Annotated in this window: 17 protein-coding genes; all 17 read right to left on the bottom strand. The window is 38.8% G+C overall.

What is annotated here, in order from left to right; genetic code table 11:
- Window positions 1-126: 126 nt before the first annotated feature.
- On the bottom strand, window positions 127-1,437 hold the full coding sequence (locus tag FQT67_RS05075; protein WP_012766987.1) for a HAMP domain-containing sensor histidine kinase: 1,311 nt from the start codon (window positions 1,435-1,437) through the stop codon (window positions 127-129).
- Window positions 1,430-2,104, bottom strand: a complete 675-nt coding sequence (locus tag FQT67_RS05070; protein WP_003060678.1) for a response regulator transcription factor — start codon at window positions 2,102-2,104, stop codon at window positions 1,430-1,432. Before FQT67_RS05070 ends, FQT67_RS05075 begins: the two co-directional genes overlap by 8 nt.
- A gap of 203 nt (window positions 2,105-2,307) precedes the next feature.
- Window positions 2,308-4,845, bottom strand: a complete 2,538-nt coding sequence (locus FQT67_RS05065) for a M1 family metallopeptidase (protein WP_046177283.1) — start codon at window positions 4,843-4,845, stop codon at window positions 2,308-2,310.
- 200 nt (window positions 4,846-5,045) lie between these two features.
- A complete protein-coding gene (gene phoU, locus FQT67_RS05060; protein ID WP_003057760.1) occupies window positions 5,046-5,699 on the bottom strand; it encodes a phosphate signaling complex protein PhoU in 654 nt (217 codons plus the stop codon).
- A gap of 77 nt (window positions 5,700-5,776) precedes the next feature.
- Complete coding sequence (gene pstB, locus FQT67_RS05055; RefSeq protein ID WP_003057749.1) at window positions 5,777-6,535, bottom strand: phosphate ABC transporter ATP-binding protein PstB; 759 nt, start codon at window positions 6,533-6,535, stop codon at window positions 5,777-5,779.
- Between the two features lie 12 nt (window positions 6,536-6,547).
- Window positions 6,548-7,351 carry a phosphate ABC transporter ATP-binding protein PstB gene (gene pstB, locus FQT67_RS05050; protein WP_003050950.1) on the bottom strand — a complete coding sequence of 268 codons (804 nt, stop codon included), beginning with the start codon at window positions 7,349-7,351 and terminating at the stop codon, window positions 6,548-6,550.
- Window positions 7,352-7,366: 15 nt separating this feature from the next.
- Window positions 7,367-8,254 (bottom strand): phosphate ABC transporter permease PstA, encoded by an 888-nt coding sequence (gene pstA / locus FQT67_RS05045; RefSeq protein WP_003057770.1) that lies wholly within the window; start codon window positions 8,252-8,254, stop codon window positions 7,367-7,369.
- Window positions 8,244-9,179, bottom strand: coding sequence for a phosphate ABC transporter permease subunit PstC (gene pstC / locus FQT67_RS05040; protein ID WP_003057772.1), 936 nt, complete (start codon window positions 9,177-9,179; stop codon window positions 8,244-8,246). Before pstC ends, pstA begins: the two co-directional genes overlap by 11 nt.
- A gap of 10 nt (window positions 9,180-9,189) precedes the next feature.
- Window positions 9,190-10,056, bottom strand: coding sequence for a phosphate ABC transporter substrate-binding protein PstS family protein (locus tag FQT67_RS05035; protein WP_012766990.1), 867 nt, complete (start codon window positions 10,054-10,056; stop codon window positions 9,190-9,192).
- A 139-nt stretch (window positions 10,057-10,195) separates the two neighbouring features.
- Window positions 10,196-11,503, bottom strand: a complete 1,308-nt coding sequence (locus FQT67_RS05030; protein WP_280641385.1) for an RsmF rRNA methyltransferase first C-terminal domain-containing protein — start codon at window positions 11,501-11,503, stop codon at window positions 10,196-10,198.
- Window positions 11,504-11,521: 18 nt separating this feature from the next.
- Window positions 11,522-12,301, bottom strand: coding sequence for an inositol monophosphatase family protein (locus FQT67_RS05025; RefSeq protein WP_012766992.1), 780 nt, complete (start codon window positions 12,299-12,301; stop codon window positions 11,522-11,524).
- Window positions 12,291-12,569, bottom strand: coding sequence for a UPF0223 family protein (locus tag FQT67_RS05020; RefSeq protein WP_046177284.1), 279 nt, complete (start codon window positions 12,567-12,569; stop codon window positions 12,291-12,293). The genes FQT67_RS05025 and FQT67_RS05020 overlap by 11 nt, the downstream gene beginning before the upstream one ends.
- A 1-nt stretch (window position 12,570) precedes the next feature.
- Window positions 12,571-12,975, bottom strand: coding sequence for a Spx/MgsR family RNA polymerase-binding regulatory protein (locus FQT67_RS05015; protein ID WP_003050964.1), 405 nt, complete (start codon window positions 12,973-12,975; stop codon window positions 12,571-12,573).
- Window positions 12,976-13,017: 42 nt separating this feature from the next.
- The gene (locus tag FQT67_RS05010) at window positions 13,018-13,950 is read right to left on the bottom strand and encodes a bifunctional riboflavin kinase/FAD synthetase (protein WP_046177285.1); all 933 of its coding nucleotides are present in this window, start codon (window positions 13,948-13,950) and stop codon (window positions 13,018-13,020) included.
- A 37-nt stretch (window positions 13,951-13,987) separates the two neighbouring features.
- Window positions 13,988-14,851 carry an IS982 family transposase gene (locus FQT67_RS05005; RefSeq protein ID WP_003060834.1) on the bottom strand — a complete coding sequence of 288 codons (864 nt, stop codon included), beginning with the start codon at window positions 14,849-14,851 and terminating at the stop codon, window positions 13,988-13,990.
- 94 nt (window positions 14,852-14,945) lie between these two features.
- Entirely contained in the window at window positions 14,946-15,830 is an 885-nt protein-coding gene (gene truB, locus FQT67_RS05000) for a tRNA pseudouridine(55) synthase TruB (protein ID WP_014612307.1), read from the bottom strand.
- Window positions 15,831-15,945: 115 nt separating this feature from the next.
- Window positions 15,946-17,286 (bottom strand): DUF2130 domain-containing protein, encoded by a 1,341-nt coding sequence (locus tag FQT67_RS04995; protein ID WP_046177286.1) that lies wholly within the window; start codon window positions 17,284-17,286, stop codon window positions 15,946-15,948.
- Window positions 17,287-17,388 lie beyond the last annotated feature (102 nt).

Below are 17,388 nucleotides of genomic sequence, written 5' to 3'. Positions count from 1 at the left end.
TTTTCTTTTTGTTTTATGAAAAGAAGGCTATTCGACGTCTTCTCCAATTTCTTCAATCGTTAAATAAGTAAAGATTTAATAAAACATAGTAAAAGGGCAACCAGATAGGCTGCCCTTTTACTATGTTTATAGTTTGACTTCAAAGATACTACCCTTAGGAAGGTTATCCTTAACGCTGATACTTCCTTTGAGTGATATCACAATCTGTTGAGCTAAGGCCAAGCCTAAGCCAAAGCCTCCAGTCTGACGGGTTCTAGCTTTATCAACGCGATAAAAACGGTCAAAAATCTTTTTCTTTTCCTCATCTTTAATTCCTGGACCGTTATCAATGACTGAAATCAAGAGATTTTTCTCTGTTGTCTTGACCTTAATGTCAACAACGCCTTCTTTATCCGTGTATTTGATCGCATTATCAAATAAAATCGTCATCAATTGTTTCAAAAGAGCCTTGTCCATTCTCAAGATGCGGTTAACTTGATTTTCGAAAAGAAATACCTTGCCATTTTCTTCAGCAACTAGCTGATAATTCTCAAAAATAGCATCAAAAAAGGTAGCGTCTAAGTCAGTCCACTGAGGGTTGATCCCATCATCACGTCTTGCTAAATTTAAGAGATTAGTTGTTAAAATACGCATATTTCGAACTTCATCTAGACTTGAAGCCAAATGTTCACTATTTTCCAATATGGTTTCATTAGGCTTCCGGAAAAGAGACTCTAAGCGATTTTGCAAAACAGCCAATGGGGTTCTTAATTCATGACTAGCATTTTCCACAAACATTTTTTGTTTTTCATAACTTTCCAAAATCGGCTTTCGGCTCCACTTGGACAAATAAATACTTGCCAAAATAGAAATTAACCAGAAGATGATCATCACAATGATAATAATTTGTTCGTAGCGTTCGTTGGCACTGTCCAACTGCTCGACGTTGACAACTGCCATCATATATGCCACAGCTGGGTAATTTCTAATATGAACCCTTACTGTTATGGTATGATACTTCTCCTCTTGACCGTAAAAATTAATCAGGCTAGTAGTAACAATCGTCCCTAATTGTCGCTTGTCTAAATGAAAATTTTGATAATTGGAGAAAGCATCAAAGGAATTCAAAATTGTGCCATTGGCACTAAATAGGATAATATCTGTGTTTGCCGCCGGTGTTCCTACTAGCTTTGAATTATCTGAATCAGGCAAAGGTTTAATGACATTATTTTCTGCATCAAAGTAAAAAGAGGATATTCTAGCCATAGTACGATTGGCATAACTGCTTGCATTATTACTAACAGAAATCAGACTACTATCGACAGAAGAATACACACCAAATCGCATAATCTGCAAAATAATGATGGTCATCACAACAAAAATACCTGTAAAAACCGCAAAAAAATGAAAAAAATGGTTGTATTGGTCAGAGAAGACTTCTTTTTTTAATTTATTCATGGCTTTTTAGAATATACCCCACGCTTCTCAATGTCTGCAGTTTGTCCACAAAATCTGTACCTTTCAGTTTTTTTCTAATTTTAGAAACGTAAACTTCAACTACTGAAATGGTCGTATCGCTATCAAAACCCCATAAGCGATCAAAAATTTGTGTTTTAGGTAAAATAACATTCTGATTTTGTAAAAGGTAGACCAACAAATCAAACTCTTTACCTAATAGTTCTATCGGCCGGCCATCCACTTGAACTTCTTTTTGTCCTAAATCCACTACGACATTCCCAAAGGCTAGATTTTTATCCGTGAATTTCCCCGTACGTTTTAACAGGGCTTGAATTCGCATCTTGAGTTCCTCCAGGTAAAAAGGCTTAGTGAGGTAATCATCTGCTCCTAATTCAAAGCCATGTCCCTTATCATCTAGGCTTTCTTTGGCTGTCATAATCAGCACAGGAATTTTAATATCTTTTTCTCGCAATTCTTTCAAGACTTGGAAGCCATTTTTTTCTGGCAACATAAGGTCAAGTAAAATCAAATCGTAAATGCCACTTTCGGCTTCATATAAGCCTTCATCGCCATCAAAAACTTGTGTGACATCAGCAAAATCATCCAAAAAATCGAAAATGGAATTGGATAAACTTAAGTCATCTTCTACTAATAATAGTTTGATCATGTTTCTACCTCTTATCAACGTCACTAAAGCAGCTAAGACAATCGTTTATGACGTTCTTACTTTATTTCATTTCTATTGAGACTGTATCATAGAAAGCTTAACCTTTACTAAATGTTGACACCATTTTTCTATTCTAATTAAAGATATGACGATTAGATTAAGGGAAAAGAGCTGGATAAGGCTCTCCAACTCTTTTTATGGTTTTAATAATGACTGAGAGCTTCTATAACAGCTGCTTTTTCTTTAGCAATAAGAGCAACGCGTGCTTCAATCTCGTTAATTCCCATCGCAATATTACGACTAATAGCCATATCCTCTAGTTGAGGCTCAAAAAAGGCTTTAAATTCATCTAAACGCTCTTGAGTTTTAAAATTACCTGCAGGGTAAATGACAAATTTATCAAAACTCATGTCTCCACCAAGGGCGGCTTTGATCCAGTTCCAGTTCTCTCTCGCCCATTCCCAGATGGTTTCTTGAGTGAAAGATTGTACCAGCAGTGCATTGTACCAGAATGATAAGTCTTGAGGTTTGATAATATCTTTGTCTTTCAAGCTCACCAAGATACGTTTTAAGGTTGATGACTGACTGGTTTTACTTAAAGCAACCGTCAAGTCATTACGTAAGTTGTTATCAGTTGTCACTACGTAAGTGTCGAAGTAAGTATCCACTAACTGTTCAGTCTCGAAATGTTTCATCTGATTAGCTAGAACCAAGCGGCGAGCAGCAGCTGGGATGCTTGAAAGATTATCAGGATGTGCTTCAAAAATAGCTTTAGCACCATCAATAACAGCTTGATTATCTGCTGACCATAACTGGCCTAACGCAACTTGACGCGCCATTTCATCTTGGTCTGATTCGTCTACTTTTTTCTCAAAACCATGCTGGTAAAAATCTTCCTGATAAATAGACGTTACAAGACGGTTAAAGGATTTCTCAGCCAAACTTCCTTCATCCACAAAGCGTTTCAATCCAGTGACAACTTGTTGCACAGCTTCAGCTACCATGTAAGACTTAGGAGCATCTAATTGGGCAACCAAGTCTACCAATTCTGCGTAAGAAATCAAGCCACTATCAGCCAATAATCGGCGCTCTTGAATAACTTGAAGAGCAGAGGTATTGTCTAGGTGGGACAAATCAGTTACTAAGGCATCTAATAATGACCCTTGGTAGTCCGTGATATAATGAGCAATATTTTCTGTATTGAACCTTAGTGCTCCTTGGTTTTCAGCTGCTAATTGACTAAAGTTTGGAATGATAACTTCAGCTTCTGTTAGAGTTTCAGGGAGGCCTTTCCAATTGCTGTTGAGTGGAATCGGCCAGAGGCGACCTTGATCTTTACCCTCACCAATAAAGAATTGTTTTTGGCTAAGAATCAGTTGGTCATTAGCAAGGCGAGCAGTTAACACAGGATAGCCTGGTTGTTCTAGCCAAGCGTCCATAAAGGCAGCCACATCTTTTCCTGAAGCGTCCGACAAGGCATCCCACAGGTCACGTCCAACGGTATTACGGTACTGATGCTTGTCAAAATAGTGTTGTAAGCCCGCGGCAAAATCACGATCCCCAATCCAGCGACGTAACATGTGCATGAGACGGCTACCTTTGGCGTAAACAATAGCAGGATCAAACAAGGTATTAATCTCGTCTGGATGATTGACACCTACATGGACAGATTGCACACCATCAGTGGCATCGCGTTTCAAAGCTAATGGAACGCCTCCTGTTTGAAAATCTTCAAATATATTCCAAGATGGCTCAATAGCGTCAATAGCCACATATTCCATCATATTGGCAAAACTTTCATTCAGCCAAAGGTCATCCCACCACTTCATGGTAACTAAATTACCAAACCATTGGTGAGCAATCTCATGTGCGACAACAAGGGCCACCTGTTGTCTACTCTGAGCTGTAGCGTTATCATCAACGAGCAAATAAATCTCGCGGTAAGTGATCAAGCCCCAGTTTTCCATGGCACCCGATGAGAAATCTGGAAGCGCAATATTGAGCGATTGCGGAATAGGGTAATGAACACCAAAATAATCTTCATAAAAATCAATAGCACGTACAGCAATGTCTAATGAAAAATCAAGAGAACTAAGGGGGTGAGCTGTAGTGGCATAGGCACCTACAATAGTTCCTCTTTTACTCTTTACAGTCTTTCCATGAAGATTCCCTAGAGCAAAGGCTAGCAAGTAAGATGACATTCTCGGAGTGGTATCAAATGTCCAAAGGCCAGTTTCCTCACGGCGATCGACATTGATTTCTGGCATGTTAGATAAGGCGATGTCATCAGCTTCTTGATCAAAGGTCAAACTTAAGTCAAAGGTCGCTTTTGCATGTGGTTCATCAATACATGGGAAGGCTTCACGTGCAAAGTGACTTTCAAACTGAGTTGAAATCACTTCTTTTTTCACACCATCTTTAGTGTAATATGACGGGTAAATCCCTGTCATATTATCTGTGATATGACCTGAAAACTCAATAACAAGTGTCATCATTCCCGTCTCTGGCAATTCAACACGAACAACTTCATTGTCGTTATCTACTTGATAAACAACAGCTTCGTTATCGAGTAAAATAGACTTAATATCTAAATCTTTTTGGTGGAAAGCCACATGATTATCTAATGCTTCACCATTAATCGCAACATTCCCTGTAAATGTTTTTGTCTGACGGTTGATATCTAAAAAGATATTATAGTTTTCAGGGACAAATGTCTCGATGAGATGTTCTACTGTCTTCATATAACTCCTTAATTCTAATAACAAGGAATAGTAAGCTAAGAGATGATATCAAATATCACCTTTACCTTTTTTCCTTGTTAGCCCAGCAAAATCACGATTGGCAAAAGCCAGTTTATCTTGTTGGTTCTATTTAACTTGCCTATTTCGTATAAAATTAGGGACTGGCAAGTTTTTTCCCAGTCCCATTATAGCATATTTTCTTATAATTCAATAATTTTTCCAGTTTTGAGGTAAACAATCCACTCACAAATATTACGAGCATAATCCCCGATACGTTCCAAATACATTAAAACTTGGAAGTACTCTTTACCTGCAAAAACAGCATCTGGAGATTTACGGATTTCCTCTACTGCCAAAGCCTGGATTTCACGGAAATAGTTATCAATTACTTCATCAGAAGCTGCAATTTCATAAGCCTTAGCATCGTCCGCATTGATATAGGCGTTCAAGGCTTCTTCAACCATGTGTTTAACGGCTTTACCCATCAGATTGATTTGTTCTTCAACCACTGGGATACGCTCTTCACCTTTCATACGAATGGTGGCCTTAGCAATCGATGAAGCATGATCTCCCATACGTTCAATATCACTTGAGGCTTTCAAAACAGTGATGACGGTTCTAAGGTCATTTGAAACGGGTTGTTGTAAAGCGATGATTTCAAGCGACTTCTTTTCCAACTTGGTTTCAAATTCATTGATGGTATCATCCTCTTCGATAACTTCCTTGGCCAATTCACGATCATGGCTTACAAAAGCACGTACCGTTTTATTGATTTGGGCCAATACTTCTGTCCCCATCGAGTAAAATTGATTGTGTAACTTATCTAATTCTTCTTCAAATTTCGTTCTTAACATCGGTTTAACTTTCTATGATTTCTTGATCATTGCTATAGGGCTAACTGGTGTTGGACACAACCATCTACTAGTGATGATTAGCCAAATTTACCAGAGATGTAATCTTCAGTTTCTTTACGTTTAGGGTTCATGAACATAGCTTTTGTAGGGCCAAATTCTAGTAAATCTCCTTCTAAGAAGAAACCTGTCCGGTCTGATAAACGTGATGCCTGTTGCATGGAGCGGGTAACGATAACCATGGTATAATCTTTTTTCAAAGAGAAAAGAGTTTCTTCGATTTTACCAGCTGAAATTGGATCGAGAGCTGAGGTAGGTTCATCTAAAAGAATGATTTTAGGACTTGTTGCAAGCACCCTCGCAACACAGACACGCTGCTGCTGACCTCCTGAGAGGCCGACCGCAGAATCGTGTAGACGGTCTTTTACTTCATCCCAAATCGAAGCCCCTTTGAGAGAACTTTCAACGGCATGATCTAAAATTGCCTTGTCCTTAACACCTTTTAAGCGCAATCCATAAACAACATTTTCATAAATAGACATTGGAAATGGATTCGGTTGTTGAAAAACCATTCCAATTTCTTTTCTTAAATCGACAGTATCTGTTCTTGGACTATAAATATTGTGACCATTATAAACGATTGACCCAGTAATCGTCACTTCGGGGTTCAAATCATTCATACGATTGATAGACCTCAAGAGAGTAGATTTCCCAGATCCAGAAGGTCCAATTAAAGCTGTTATTTCATTTGGATAAAAATCCAAAGAGACATCTTTTAATGTTTTCTTTTGGTTATAGTAAACAGAAAGGTCTCTGATTTGTAAAATAGGTTCTGTCATCATGTCCCCTTTCTAACCAAAGTGCCCGGAAACATAGTCGTTTGTTGACTGACATTTCGCATTTTGGAAAATATTACGTGTCTTATCGTATTCAATGAGGTCGCCCAAATAGAAGAAGGCAGTGTAGTCACTAGCGCGAGCAGCTTGCTGCATGTTATGTGTCACAATAATAATGGTGTAATTTTTCTTCAATTCAAACATGGTTTCTTCCAGTTGCATCGTTGCAATTGGATCCAAGGCTGAGGCTGGTTCATCCATTAAAAGAATATCAGGTTTCACAGAGATAGCTCTCGCAATACACAAGCGTTGTTGTTGCCCACCTGACAAGGTAAAGGCTGATTTATGAAGATCATCTTTCACTTGGTCCCAAAGTGCGGCTTGTTTCAGTGAAGTCTCAACAATTTCATCCAAAACTTTCTTGTCTTTAACACCAGCTCTTTCATGGGCAAAGGTAATGTTTTTATAAATGGATTTTGCAAAAGGATTAGGTCTTTGGAAAACCATTCCCAAATGCTTCCGAATTTCGTAGACATTCATGTCTTGACGGTTAACATCAATCCCTTGATAAAGGATTTCACCTGTAACCTTGGCAATATCAATGGTATCATTCATACGGTTAAGACTGCGAAGATAAGTTGATTTGCCACATCCAGACGGACCAATCAAGGCGGTAATTTTATTTTTTTCAAACTGCATATCAATCCCTTTGATAGCTTCCTTCGCACCATAGTAGACATGTAAATCCTTGGTAGCTAGAGCAATCGTTTCTTCAGGGAATGTGATGATATGACGTTCATTCCAATTATATTCTGTCATGATTTCTCCAATATCTTATTTCGCTGCTGTCATTTTAGAATGAAGTTTCTTCCCAATAAAGCGAGCTGAAAGGTTAAACAAAAGAATAAAGACTAACAGTACTGCTGCACTTCCTGCGGAAACAAGTGTGGCGTCAGGGATTGTTCCTTCGCTGTTAACTTTCCAAATATGAACAGCTAGGGTTTCCGATTGACGGAAGATAGAGATTGGGCTGGTGACACTAAGCGGGTTCCAATTAGACCAATCAAGGGCAGGTGCTGATTGACCTGCAGTATAAATGAGCGCTGCTGCTTCCCCAAAAATACGGCCAGAAGCCAAAACAATACCAGTGACAATTCCTGGCAATGCCTCTGGAATAACCACATGGAAGACTGTTTCCCAGCGTGATAGGCCTAAAGCTAATCCTGCTTCACGTTGTGTGTGGTGTACATGAAGTAAACTATCTTCAACGTTACGGGTCATTTGAGGAAGGTTAAAGACCGTCAAAGCAAGAGCTCCTGAAATAATAGAAAAGCCATATTCAAACTGCACAACGAAAATCAAGTAACCAAAGAGCCCCACAACCACAGATGGTAGAGAAGACAAAATCTCAATACAGGTTCTAATAAAGTTGGTAACAGGTCCTTTCTTGGCATATTCAGCCAAGTAAATCCCCGCTCCAGTTGAAAGAGGAATGGAAATAATCAAGGTAACAATCAATAGGAAGAAGGAATTATACAACTGGATACCAATTCCCCCACCAGCTTCGTACGAAGACGATTTTCCTGTTAAAAAGGACCAGCTGATGTGTGGCAAGCCACGGACAAGAATATACAGAATTAAGGAAGCCAAAATAGCTACAATAATTCCAGCAATGGTATAGAGGGTACCAGTCGCTAATTTATCGACTTTTTTAGCGTTCATAATTTCTCTTTCTCTCTTTCGTGATTAATTTGACAAGGGAATTGAAAGCTAGGCTCATTAATAACAAGACTAAAGCAAGTGACCAAAGGACATTATTTTGAACAGTTCCCATAACCGTGTTACCAATACCCATTGTCAAGACAGACGTTAAGGTTGCTGCTGGTGTCGTTAGTGAACTTGGCATTACAGCAGAGTTACCGACAACCATTTGAATGGCTAAGGCTTCACCAAAAGCTCTCGCCATCCCGAAAATAATGGCAGTAAAAATACCTGGACGAGCTGCATTAAGAACAACACGCCAAATGGTTTGCCAACGTGTTGCTCCCATAGCCATCGATGCTTCACGGTAATGACGAGGCACAGCGCGCAAACTATCTGTTGTCATAAAGGTTACGGTTGGTAAAATCATAACAAATAAGACACAAACCCCAGATAAAATCCCGAAACCTGTACCACCAAAGATAGAGCGTATAAAAGGAACAATCACTTGTAAGCCAATAAACCCATATACCACGGAAGGGATACCTACCAAAAGTTCCACTGCAGGTTGTAATAGCTTAGCGCCATATTTGGGTGAAATTTCTGTCATAAAGACAGCTGCTCCAATGGCAAATGGTGTTGCAATAATGGCAGATAAAATAGTGACCAAAAAAGACCCTGTAATCATTGGGAGCGCTCCAAGATAAGGAACACCAGCTGCATTTTTGACACTAGGTTGCCATTCTTTACCAAATAAGAAATCAAAAAGATTGATCTTGTCCACAAAGAAAGTTGACAGACCTTTCTGAGCAACAAAGATTAGAATCATCGCAACGATAAAAACAATCAAAGCCAAGCACAAAAACGTGATGGTACGGCCAAAGGTTTCTAGCCTTGAATTCTTTGATGGTGAGACTAATTTTTTAGCCAATTCCTGATTTTTCATAATTCCCCCATTATTTATCCATGACTTTGCCATCATGGGTTTTGATGACTTTCATGTCAGTTGTCGAAATATAGCCCATATGGGTAACGATTTTGTTTTGGACTTCATCTGATAACATGTAGTCGAGAAATTCTTTGGTCAATCCTGTTGGTTTACCTTTAGTATACATGTGTTCGTAAGACCAGATTGGCCAATCATTTGTCACAACATTTTTTGCATCCGCCTTAAAACCATTTAATCGTAATGACTTCACTGAGGAATCAACATAGGCGAATGAGAGGTACGAAATAGCGCCTGGTGTCTGAGAAACAATGGATTTAACCATTCCGTTGGAATCTTGTTCTTGGCTTTGTTTAGCAGTGACACCTTTCATAATAACACTATCAAAGGTTGCTCGTGATCCAGAACTCGCCGCACGATTAATAACTGAAATCTCAAGATCTTGGCCCCCAACTTGTTTCCAGTTAGTATATTCCCCTGAAAAAATCTTTTGTAACTGCTGGCTACTAAGGTTGGAAACCTTAACTTTAGAGTTGGTAATAACAGCAAGACCAGCAACAGCAACTTGATGATCGACTAGTTTCTCAGCATCAATCCCATCTTTTTCTTCCGCAAAGACATCACTATTGCCAATTTGGACAGCTCCTGATTGGACTTGAGATAATCCTGTACCTGAGCCACCTCCTTGCACATTAACTGATTTCCCTAGGTTACTGCTTCCAAATTCATCAGCTGCTGCTTCCACTAAGGGTTGTAGCGCTGTTGATCCTACGGCAGTTATCGACTCACCTTTATCAATCCAGCTAGAACATGCAGATAAAAAGAGAGTTGATAGGGCCAAAAGACTTAACAAAAAGAATTTCTTTTTCATTTTCATTATTGTATTTCCTATTCGTAAAAATAAAGGGTATATATGTAGAAACTAAATTCCACATATTCTTTATAGTAACATATCTACCTATGCTTTAAAAGAATTTTTTATTTAAATTTGTAACATTTTAATCTCATTTTTTGCGCTAAAAACGAAGCCCTTTCGGGAAATGATTTTTAACGGTCTTATCGACAACTTTAGCAAAACCTAACCCATTGCCATCGATAAGTAACTGGTACCATCCTGTTGGATAAGATTGAGGTAAGCTGATGGTATGACCAGAGACATAGCGCTTAAAATCATCCTCTGTTAACGTAATGGAGGATTTCACGTCGTTAGAATGCAGGGCCAATCCTAAAGCATAGGAAGGTTCAAACCGTTTCTTTTTGAAGACTCCCAATTCTAAACCATTTCGAGCAATTTTTAGGCCCTCTAAAGCCGGAAGCCCATCTGGTAGGAGATATAAGTAATCACCAAAGGTTTGTAGAGTTCCTGACAACACTAGATTTAAATGGTCTTTTTCGAAAGTTTTCCAAAGTTGCAATTGTTCCTTGTTCAAGTTGCTTTTCGGCGCTTTACGCTTTGGTACAGGCTCAGATGGACGTTTATCCTTGAACTTGGCAACAAATTGCCCTTCTCCTTTATAGCGATGCGGATACATTCTCGCAAGTTCTGAAAAACCAATTCCTTCTACCATACCATTTACTTTGGGAATGTCGACCAATTCTAAAAAGTCATAAGTCTCTAATAACCATTTGACTACCCCTTCGTTTTCTTCAAGAGACCAGGTACAGGTGGCATAGATTAACTCTCCGCCAGGTTTCAACATTGATAAGGTGTCTTCTAAGATGGACTTTTGAAGGGCAGCACACTCTGCAGGGTAATCTTGATGCCAATATTGAATAGCATCTGGATCTTTACGAAACATTCCCTCACCAGAACATGGACCATCAAAAACAATCATATCAAAGTATTGCGTAAAGACCTTTGCAAGACGATTTGCGGATTCGTTCATTACAATGACATTTCGTGCCCCAAAGCGTTCAATATTCTCAACCAAAATCTTACTGCGCTTCTTAGAAATTTCATTGCTGACAAGAAGTCCGGTGTTATCTAAATAAGAAAGTAAGTGAGTTGATTTTCCTCCTGGTGCAGCTGCCAAGTCTAAAACACGGCTACCCTTTTTGGGAGCCGCTACTTGGGCTACCATTTGAGCAGCCGGTTCTTGCGAATAAACTAAACCAGAAACATGTTCCGGTGACTTGCCAGAGACTTTTCCATAATATCCCCATAGTGTATTGGGGATGGGATCTTCAAAGAATTTGGACTGTTTTTTTAAAGGATTAACCCGAAAAGCATTTACCGCTTCTTGTTGAAAACTAGCCAAAAAGGCTTGAGTTTCATGGCCTAAGATAGAGTGATAAGTATCAATAAATTCTTTTGGTAATGGCATCATTTTTACTACTATTTATTATTCTGTGATAGATGAGTCAGTTTTTAAAAAAGACTCAATCTTAGTGAGCTGACATTTTGGAACAAACATTATTTTTTGGCGTGATTTAAAGTCAGGTTCCTGACCGTTCAAAGTTAAAAGAACATACCCCAACTTTTCACCCAACACTTTTGCGGCTGCGTAGTCCCATGGTTGAATGGTTGAAAAATAGGCTAATAATTCCTGCTTCATCACCTTGACCATGCAAATACCTGCTCCGCCATAGACCCTTACTCCTAGAGTGTGGGAAATCAGATTGGCAAGGTTGTTATCATTCCTAGCAAACATCCCTGCATTGCAGCCAATTAAACTACGCTCTAAAGGCTTTTCTTGGTAGACAGGCAACTTATCACCGTTTAAAGTGACATCAAAGTGACCTCCACCAGCTAGCAATTGACCTGCCATGACATCATAAATGAGACCAAATTGGCCTTGACCTTCTTCATAATAGGCAATCATGATAGCAAACTGTGACCCTTGTACGATAAAATTAACGGTGCCATCAATGGGATCAATCACCCAAACATTTCCTTGATTAATTGGATGACGGACATCATTTTCTTCAGCTAAAATAGCATCATCAGGATAAGACGACTTGATACGGTCAATCAAGAATTGTTGAGTGTCTTGATCCACATTTGTCACCAAATCATCAGATTGCGTTTTCACTTGTATGTCTAACTGTTGCGTCATCTTACTTTTGATAAATTGCCCAGCTTCTCTAATGATTTGCTTGGCAAATGCGTATTTAGTTTCCAAGTGAAAAGAATCCTTTCTCTATAGCCCTTGCTTTTTTAACCGCTTGATAAGTAAAATAACCACTTGCTTTTTGGAAATCACGGTCGATTTGTTTTTCTTGCGCTTTGCTTCTGACAATCTCTTTATAGGCTTTGTAACTCTCTAAAAGGTCTTCTGCCTTGACCTTGTCCTCGTAAGCTAATTCCACTCTGGTCAAAAAATGAAGCACTGAGGAAATTTCTTCAGTGCTCCAACTCAAGTCAAGTGGATAATGATAATTACCTGACATATTATCCCTCAATCTCTGCTTTTATAGTCGCTTGACGTAATTCCTGTTTACGGTAATCTCTTGGTAAAAAGGCTCTAATTTCGTCTTCGTTAAATCCGATTTGCATGCGTTTTTTATCCATAATGATAGGACGGCGAAGAAGGCTTGGGTTTTTAGCAATTAAGTCGATTAAATCTGAAATCGACAGTTCTTCCACATCAATATCAAGTTTTTGAAAGACTTTTGAACGCGTGGAAATAATATCTTCCGTCCCGTTTTCTGTAAAAGAAAGAATGGACATGAGTTCGTCACGGCTCAATGGGCTTGTGATAATATTATGTTCTTGAAAGTCAACTTCGTGTTTTACTAGCCACGCTCTTGCTTTGCGGCAACTCGTGCAACTGGGTGATAAAAATAAGGTAACCATATTTTTCCTCTGTCAAATTTACTTACCTTATTATACAAAAAATTAAATCAGTTGGCTATCTTTTTTCCAATTTAGTGCAGTTTCTTTATCAAGTTCTAACCGCTCTACTAAATCTTTAATGCCATCAAATTTAGCCATGTCCCTGATCTTGTCTAACCAAATAATCTCGATGGATTCGCCGTAAATATCTCCTTCAAAACCGAAAATATTAGCTTCTAAACGCAACTCCTTTCCGCCAAAAGTAACATTTTTCCCAATACTCGTCATGGAACGGTGTTTTTTCCCATTAACAAGTACGTCTGTTACATAAACACCATCAGCTGGTAAGTAGGTCCTATCAATAGGAGCCAAATTAGCTGTTGGAAAACCAATGGTTCGACCGCGCGCGTCACCGTGTACAACCATTCCCCGAGTAGATAGCTCATAACCTAACAATTGATTCGCTTTTGCCACTTCACCTTCTAAGATTAATTTCCTAATACGTGTTGAGGAAATCTTTTCCTGATCCTCGGTGACTTCTGGAATCGTGTAAACATTACCATCAAAGTTTCGCGCTAAATAATCACTATCCGTACGATTATGACCAAATTTATAATCAAACCCAACAACTATATGTTTAGCTTTGAGACGTTTGATATAATGGGCGATAAAATCATCCGAAGATAACATTGAAAAGGCAGACGTGAAATCAATCAGATACAACCGATCAACACCGTACTCTGCAAATTTTTCATGCCGTTTTTCTGGATAAGTAATATGAAGTAGCAAATCAGGTAAAAATCGAGAAAACGTTAGTCTAGGAGATTCGTTAAACGTTAAGGTCACGACTGCTAAGTTTTCCGCTCTTGCAATTTCTTGAGCTTTATCAAATAAGGCCTTATGCCCTCGATGTAAGCCATCAAAGTACCCCAACACTAATACGGTGTCTTCTTCTTGATGAATATCCTGATAGCCTTTAATATATTCAATGTCCATAATTTTCCATTCTACATATTGATAGTTACCCGTGGTGCTAGTTGATTTCAAAATACTTCAAATTATAAGCTAGTATGAATTGTTCAAGTCTCAATTGTAATCCAGATAGTCCCCTAGCCAATGTCTGCTCAATATCAAATAGAGAACAAAGTTCCGAAAAGCGAGTTTCAATTGTTCGTCTCCATGCTAGTAACTGCCTGTTGTTATGTTGCTTTGCGCCGACCATGTTTTGACGCAAGGGCGTCCACAAATGATAACCTTTATGTCCCAACTTATCTTTTAGCTCTTGACTGAGATATCCTAAGTCCGCAAGGACAACAGTTTGTTTACAGCCTTCTAGCAGTTCATCAACGACTTTAATATCATGGACAGAAGCTGGTGTCACAATATAGTTCAACATAACACCCGATAATGTGACCAGCATATGAACTTTAAACCCATAGAACCATAAGTGTTTAGAGGCATTGTAGCCAATATCAGCTAAACCTTTAAAAACCTTCGCTTTGTGATTGCGAATAGGTTGGCACAAAGGCATAGGAAAACTGTCCATGATCACAATGGTATCTGATGAGATTGGCTTATTCAACGCTTGACGAATGAGTTGAACCACCCCAATAAGCTGTCGTGTCCGTCTATTAAAGCGACTTCTCTCCAGTAAGTTTCCACAAAAGAAAAGGTGACAGATTCTATAGAAACGGCGTTGAGAGGTTATTCCTAACTCAGCTTGAAGTAACAATAAAACAAGAAGTGACACATCAGAAACCTTAGATAAGCCAACATTTTTACGATGTTTTATTGATTTGGGACAATAATCACGATAACATTGAGAACATATTTGAGTTAATTGTGCTATACTCCATTGTAAATGATGGGATTTTGCAGTATACTGTAAGTGGCTCAAAAGAACTACCTCCTGTCTGTTTCGTCACTTACAGTATAGCTCTTTTGGGCTTTTTAGTATACTTTGACATCAACTAGCACCACGGGTGATAGTTTTAAATGAGAACTTTTCGTGGTTTATAATCTGAATCGCGTTTTTCTAAAATGGCAATTAATTTTTCGCCATGAAAAGCAGCTAATAGTGGCTCTTGACTAGGGAGACTAAGACGGCGACCAAATGAAATTTCAGTCAATTCAGTATCATCAATAACCATTTTAGGAAGATCAGCAACGCCATACTCGATCGGTAACAAAAAAGACATCTCTTGTTTAGAAACCATATCAGCAATTTCTCCCAAAGTATAGGCAGTCTCCAGGGTTAATCCTGCTGAAGCTGATCGCTGCAAGAAGGACATATGACTCTCTACCCCTAGAGCTCGACCTAAATCAACTGCTAAGGTCCGCACATAAGTTCCCTTGCTACAAGCAACTTTAAAAGAGAATCGGCAGAGATCGTCTTCAGTAAAATTCAAAGGGCTGGTGCGTTCAAATTGGGAAATGGTCACTTCTCTTCTAGGACGTTCCACACTTTCACCAGCACGCGCATACTCGTATAATTTACGGCCATTAACCTTTACGGCTGAATACATAGGTGGGGTCTGTGTGATTTTCCCAAGGAAAGTCGTCATCGTTTGATCAACGAGTTCTTCTGTTAGCACAGCTGGCAAAGAGGATCTCGCAACTACCTCTCCACTAGCATCCTCAGTCGTTGTTGAGTAACCGAGAGTCACTTGCCCTTCATAAACTTTGCCAGCTTCTGTCATGTATTCGATCACACGAGTAGCCTTACCAACTGCAATTGGTAGAACACCGACCACATCAGGATCTAAGGTCCCCCCATGTCCAATCTTTTTTTCTTGTAATAACTTCCGTAATTTAAAAACTGCGTCATGAGAGGTCATACCGGCTTCTTTTTTTAAATTAATGATTCCATTTATCATGTCTATTTTTCTCTCTAATTAGTAATTGTTACTGATTCTATTCTACCGCTTTATCATCAGTTTTGCCAAAATAAACGCTTAACCAATTTTAGCAAGGAAAGACTCACTTTCAGGCTTACTGGTCCTTGAGGGCTTCAAATTTCTCTCGCATGGTTGAGTTTTGGCGGGTCAGTTTTTTAACTGAAACATCCTCTAATTTATTATTAGCTAAGCGTAACTGATTTTCACTAGTGGTTAAAAAGCGTTTCACTTCCTCCATGCGTTTAATCGATTTATCAATCTCGTCAATAGCCTTTTTAAAGTTGTTGCTGGCAGACTGATAGTTCTTAGCAAAGGCATTCTTAAATTGATCTAAATCCTCTTCGAAGTGAGTGATGTCAATATTTTGTTCCTTAATCAAGGCCAACTCTTGCTTATAATGTAAACTATTCAGGGCTGCATTTCGCAGAATCCCTATCAACTGAATAAAGAGTTGAGGACGAACCACATACATCTTTTGATACTCATGACTGACATCAACAATCCCTGTATTGTAGTAATCATTATCAGCTTCTAACATGCTTACCAAAACAGCGTACTCACAATCTTTTTCGCGACGGTCTTTATCTAACTCCTTGAAAAAATCACTATTTTTATGTTTTGTTTTGGTGGTGTCTGCCTCGTTCTTCATCTCAAACATGATAGAGAGGATTTCTACACCATTGGTATCAACCTCTCGGTAAATATAGTCCCCTTTTGACCCACGACTAGACAATTGGTTATCTTTGACAAAGCTAGCATTGGGAAAAGCATAGCTTCTTACTTTGTTAAACTCTGTTTCAGCATAGAGTTCTAGACTCTCTCCGATTGCTTTGGTAGATTGCTGCGCTTTGAAATTTTTATAAAATTCAACTTGCTCGTTAGCCGCTTTTAACTGTGCTTCGTAGTCGCTGCGCACCGAAGCCAACGACAATTCACTTTCTTTAGCTTGAAGCGCCAATTGGTTTTTGATTCCATCGCGTTCTTTTTCGATTGTAGCAAGCTTTGACTGGAACGTGGCATCTTTTTCAAGTGCTAATTTGTCCAGCTGATTGGTCAAACTAACCACTTCTTTGTCCTTCTCAGCTAATTGATTGGCCAGTTCCAAAGCATTTTGTGAGGCTAATTTATCAAGTTTCGCTTCTAAAGAAGCAATAAGCTGGTCTTTTTTAGCCAGTTCTTCTTGTCTGAGGTAGGCTTGTTCTTTTTCAATTTGCTCTAATTGGTTTGTCAAGCTGGTAATAGCTGTTTCTTTTTTTGCGACAACTTCATGCAATTGATGTTTCGCTTTTTCTTCCAGCAAGGCTATCTCATTGATTAACCGTTTTTGCAATTCTTCATCAAAGGCTTGTCCTCTGACTTGTTCCAATAATTGACTATACTCTGACTCATTGATAGTAAATAGGGTATGACAATGAGGGCATTTAATTTCGTTCATCTTGTCTCCATTCTGAGATTCTTCTTTTTATTATAGCAAAAAAGCTCAGGAAGTTAAGTCCCAAGCCGTCATAGATAGAGGTGTCCAATCTATATATAGAGA

Origin of the sequence: Streptococcus sp. NCTC 11567 (assembly GCF_902141215.1) — a bacterium.
GTDB lineage: Bacteria > Bacillota > Bacilli > Lactobacillales > Streptococcaceae > Streptococcus > Streptococcus dysgalactiae.
This window is presented reverse-complemented; position numbering and strand designations above follow the sequence as displayed.

Excerpts from the sequence above, each read along its gene's own strand:
- phoU (WP_003057760.1), bottom strand. The coding sequence starts at position 5,699 with ATGTTAAGAACGAAATTTGAAGAAGAATTAGATAAGTTACACAATCAA.
- FQT67_RS05065 (WP_046177283.1), bottom strand. The coding sequence starts at position 4,845 with ATGAAGACAGTAGAACATCTCATCGAGACATTTGTCCCTGAAAACTAT.
- FQT67_RS05070 (WP_003060678.1), bottom strand. The coding sequence starts at position 2,104 with ATGATCAAACTATTATTAGTAGAAGATGACTTAAGTTTATCCAATTCC.
- FQT67_RS05020 (WP_046177284.1), bottom strand. The coding sequence starts at position 12,569 with ATGTCAGGTAATTATCATTATCCACTTGACTTGAGTTGGAGCACTGAA.
- FQT67_RS05015 (WP_003050964.1), bottom strand. The coding sequence starts at position 12,975 with ATGGTTACCTTATTTTTATCACCCAGTTGCACGAGTTGCCGCAAAGCA.
- FQT67_RS05035 (WP_012766990.1), bottom strand. The coding sequence starts at position 10,056 with ATGAAAATGAAAAAGAAATTCTTTTTGTTAAGTCTTTTGGCCCTATCA.
- FQT67_RS05030 (WP_280641385.1), bottom strand. The coding sequence starts at position 11,503 with ATGCCATTACCAAAAGAATTTATTGATACTTATCACTCTATCTTAGGC.
- FQT67_RS05075 (WP_012766987.1), bottom strand. The coding sequence starts at position 1,437 with ATGAATAAATTAAAAAAAGAAGTCTTCTCTGACCAATACAACCATTTT.
- truB (WP_014612307.1), bottom strand. The coding sequence starts at position 15,830 with ATGATAAATGGAATCATTAATTTAAAAAAAGAAGCCGGTATGACCTCT.
- pstB (WP_003050950.1), bottom strand. The coding sequence starts at position 7,351 with ATGACAGAATATAATTGGAATGAACGTCATATCATCACATTCCCTGAA.
- pstC (WP_003057772.1), bottom strand. The coding sequence starts at position 9,179 with ATGAAAAATCAGGAATTGGCTAAAAAATTAGTCTCACCATCAAAGAAT.
- FQT67_RS05010 (WP_046177285.1), bottom strand. The coding sequence starts at position 13,950 with ATGGACATTGAATATATTAAAGGCTATCAGGATATTCATCAAGAAGAA.
- FQT67_RS04995 (WP_046177286.1), bottom strand. The coding sequence starts at position 17,286 with ATGAACGAAATTAAATGCCCTCATTGTCATACCCTATTTACTATCAAT.
- pstB (WP_003057749.1), bottom strand. The coding sequence starts at position 6,535 with ATGACAGAACCTATTTTACAAATCAGAGACCTTTCTGTTTACTATAAC.
- pstA (WP_003057770.1), bottom strand. The coding sequence starts at position 8,254 with ATGAACGCTAAAAAAGTCGATAAATTAGCGACTGGTACCCTCTATACC.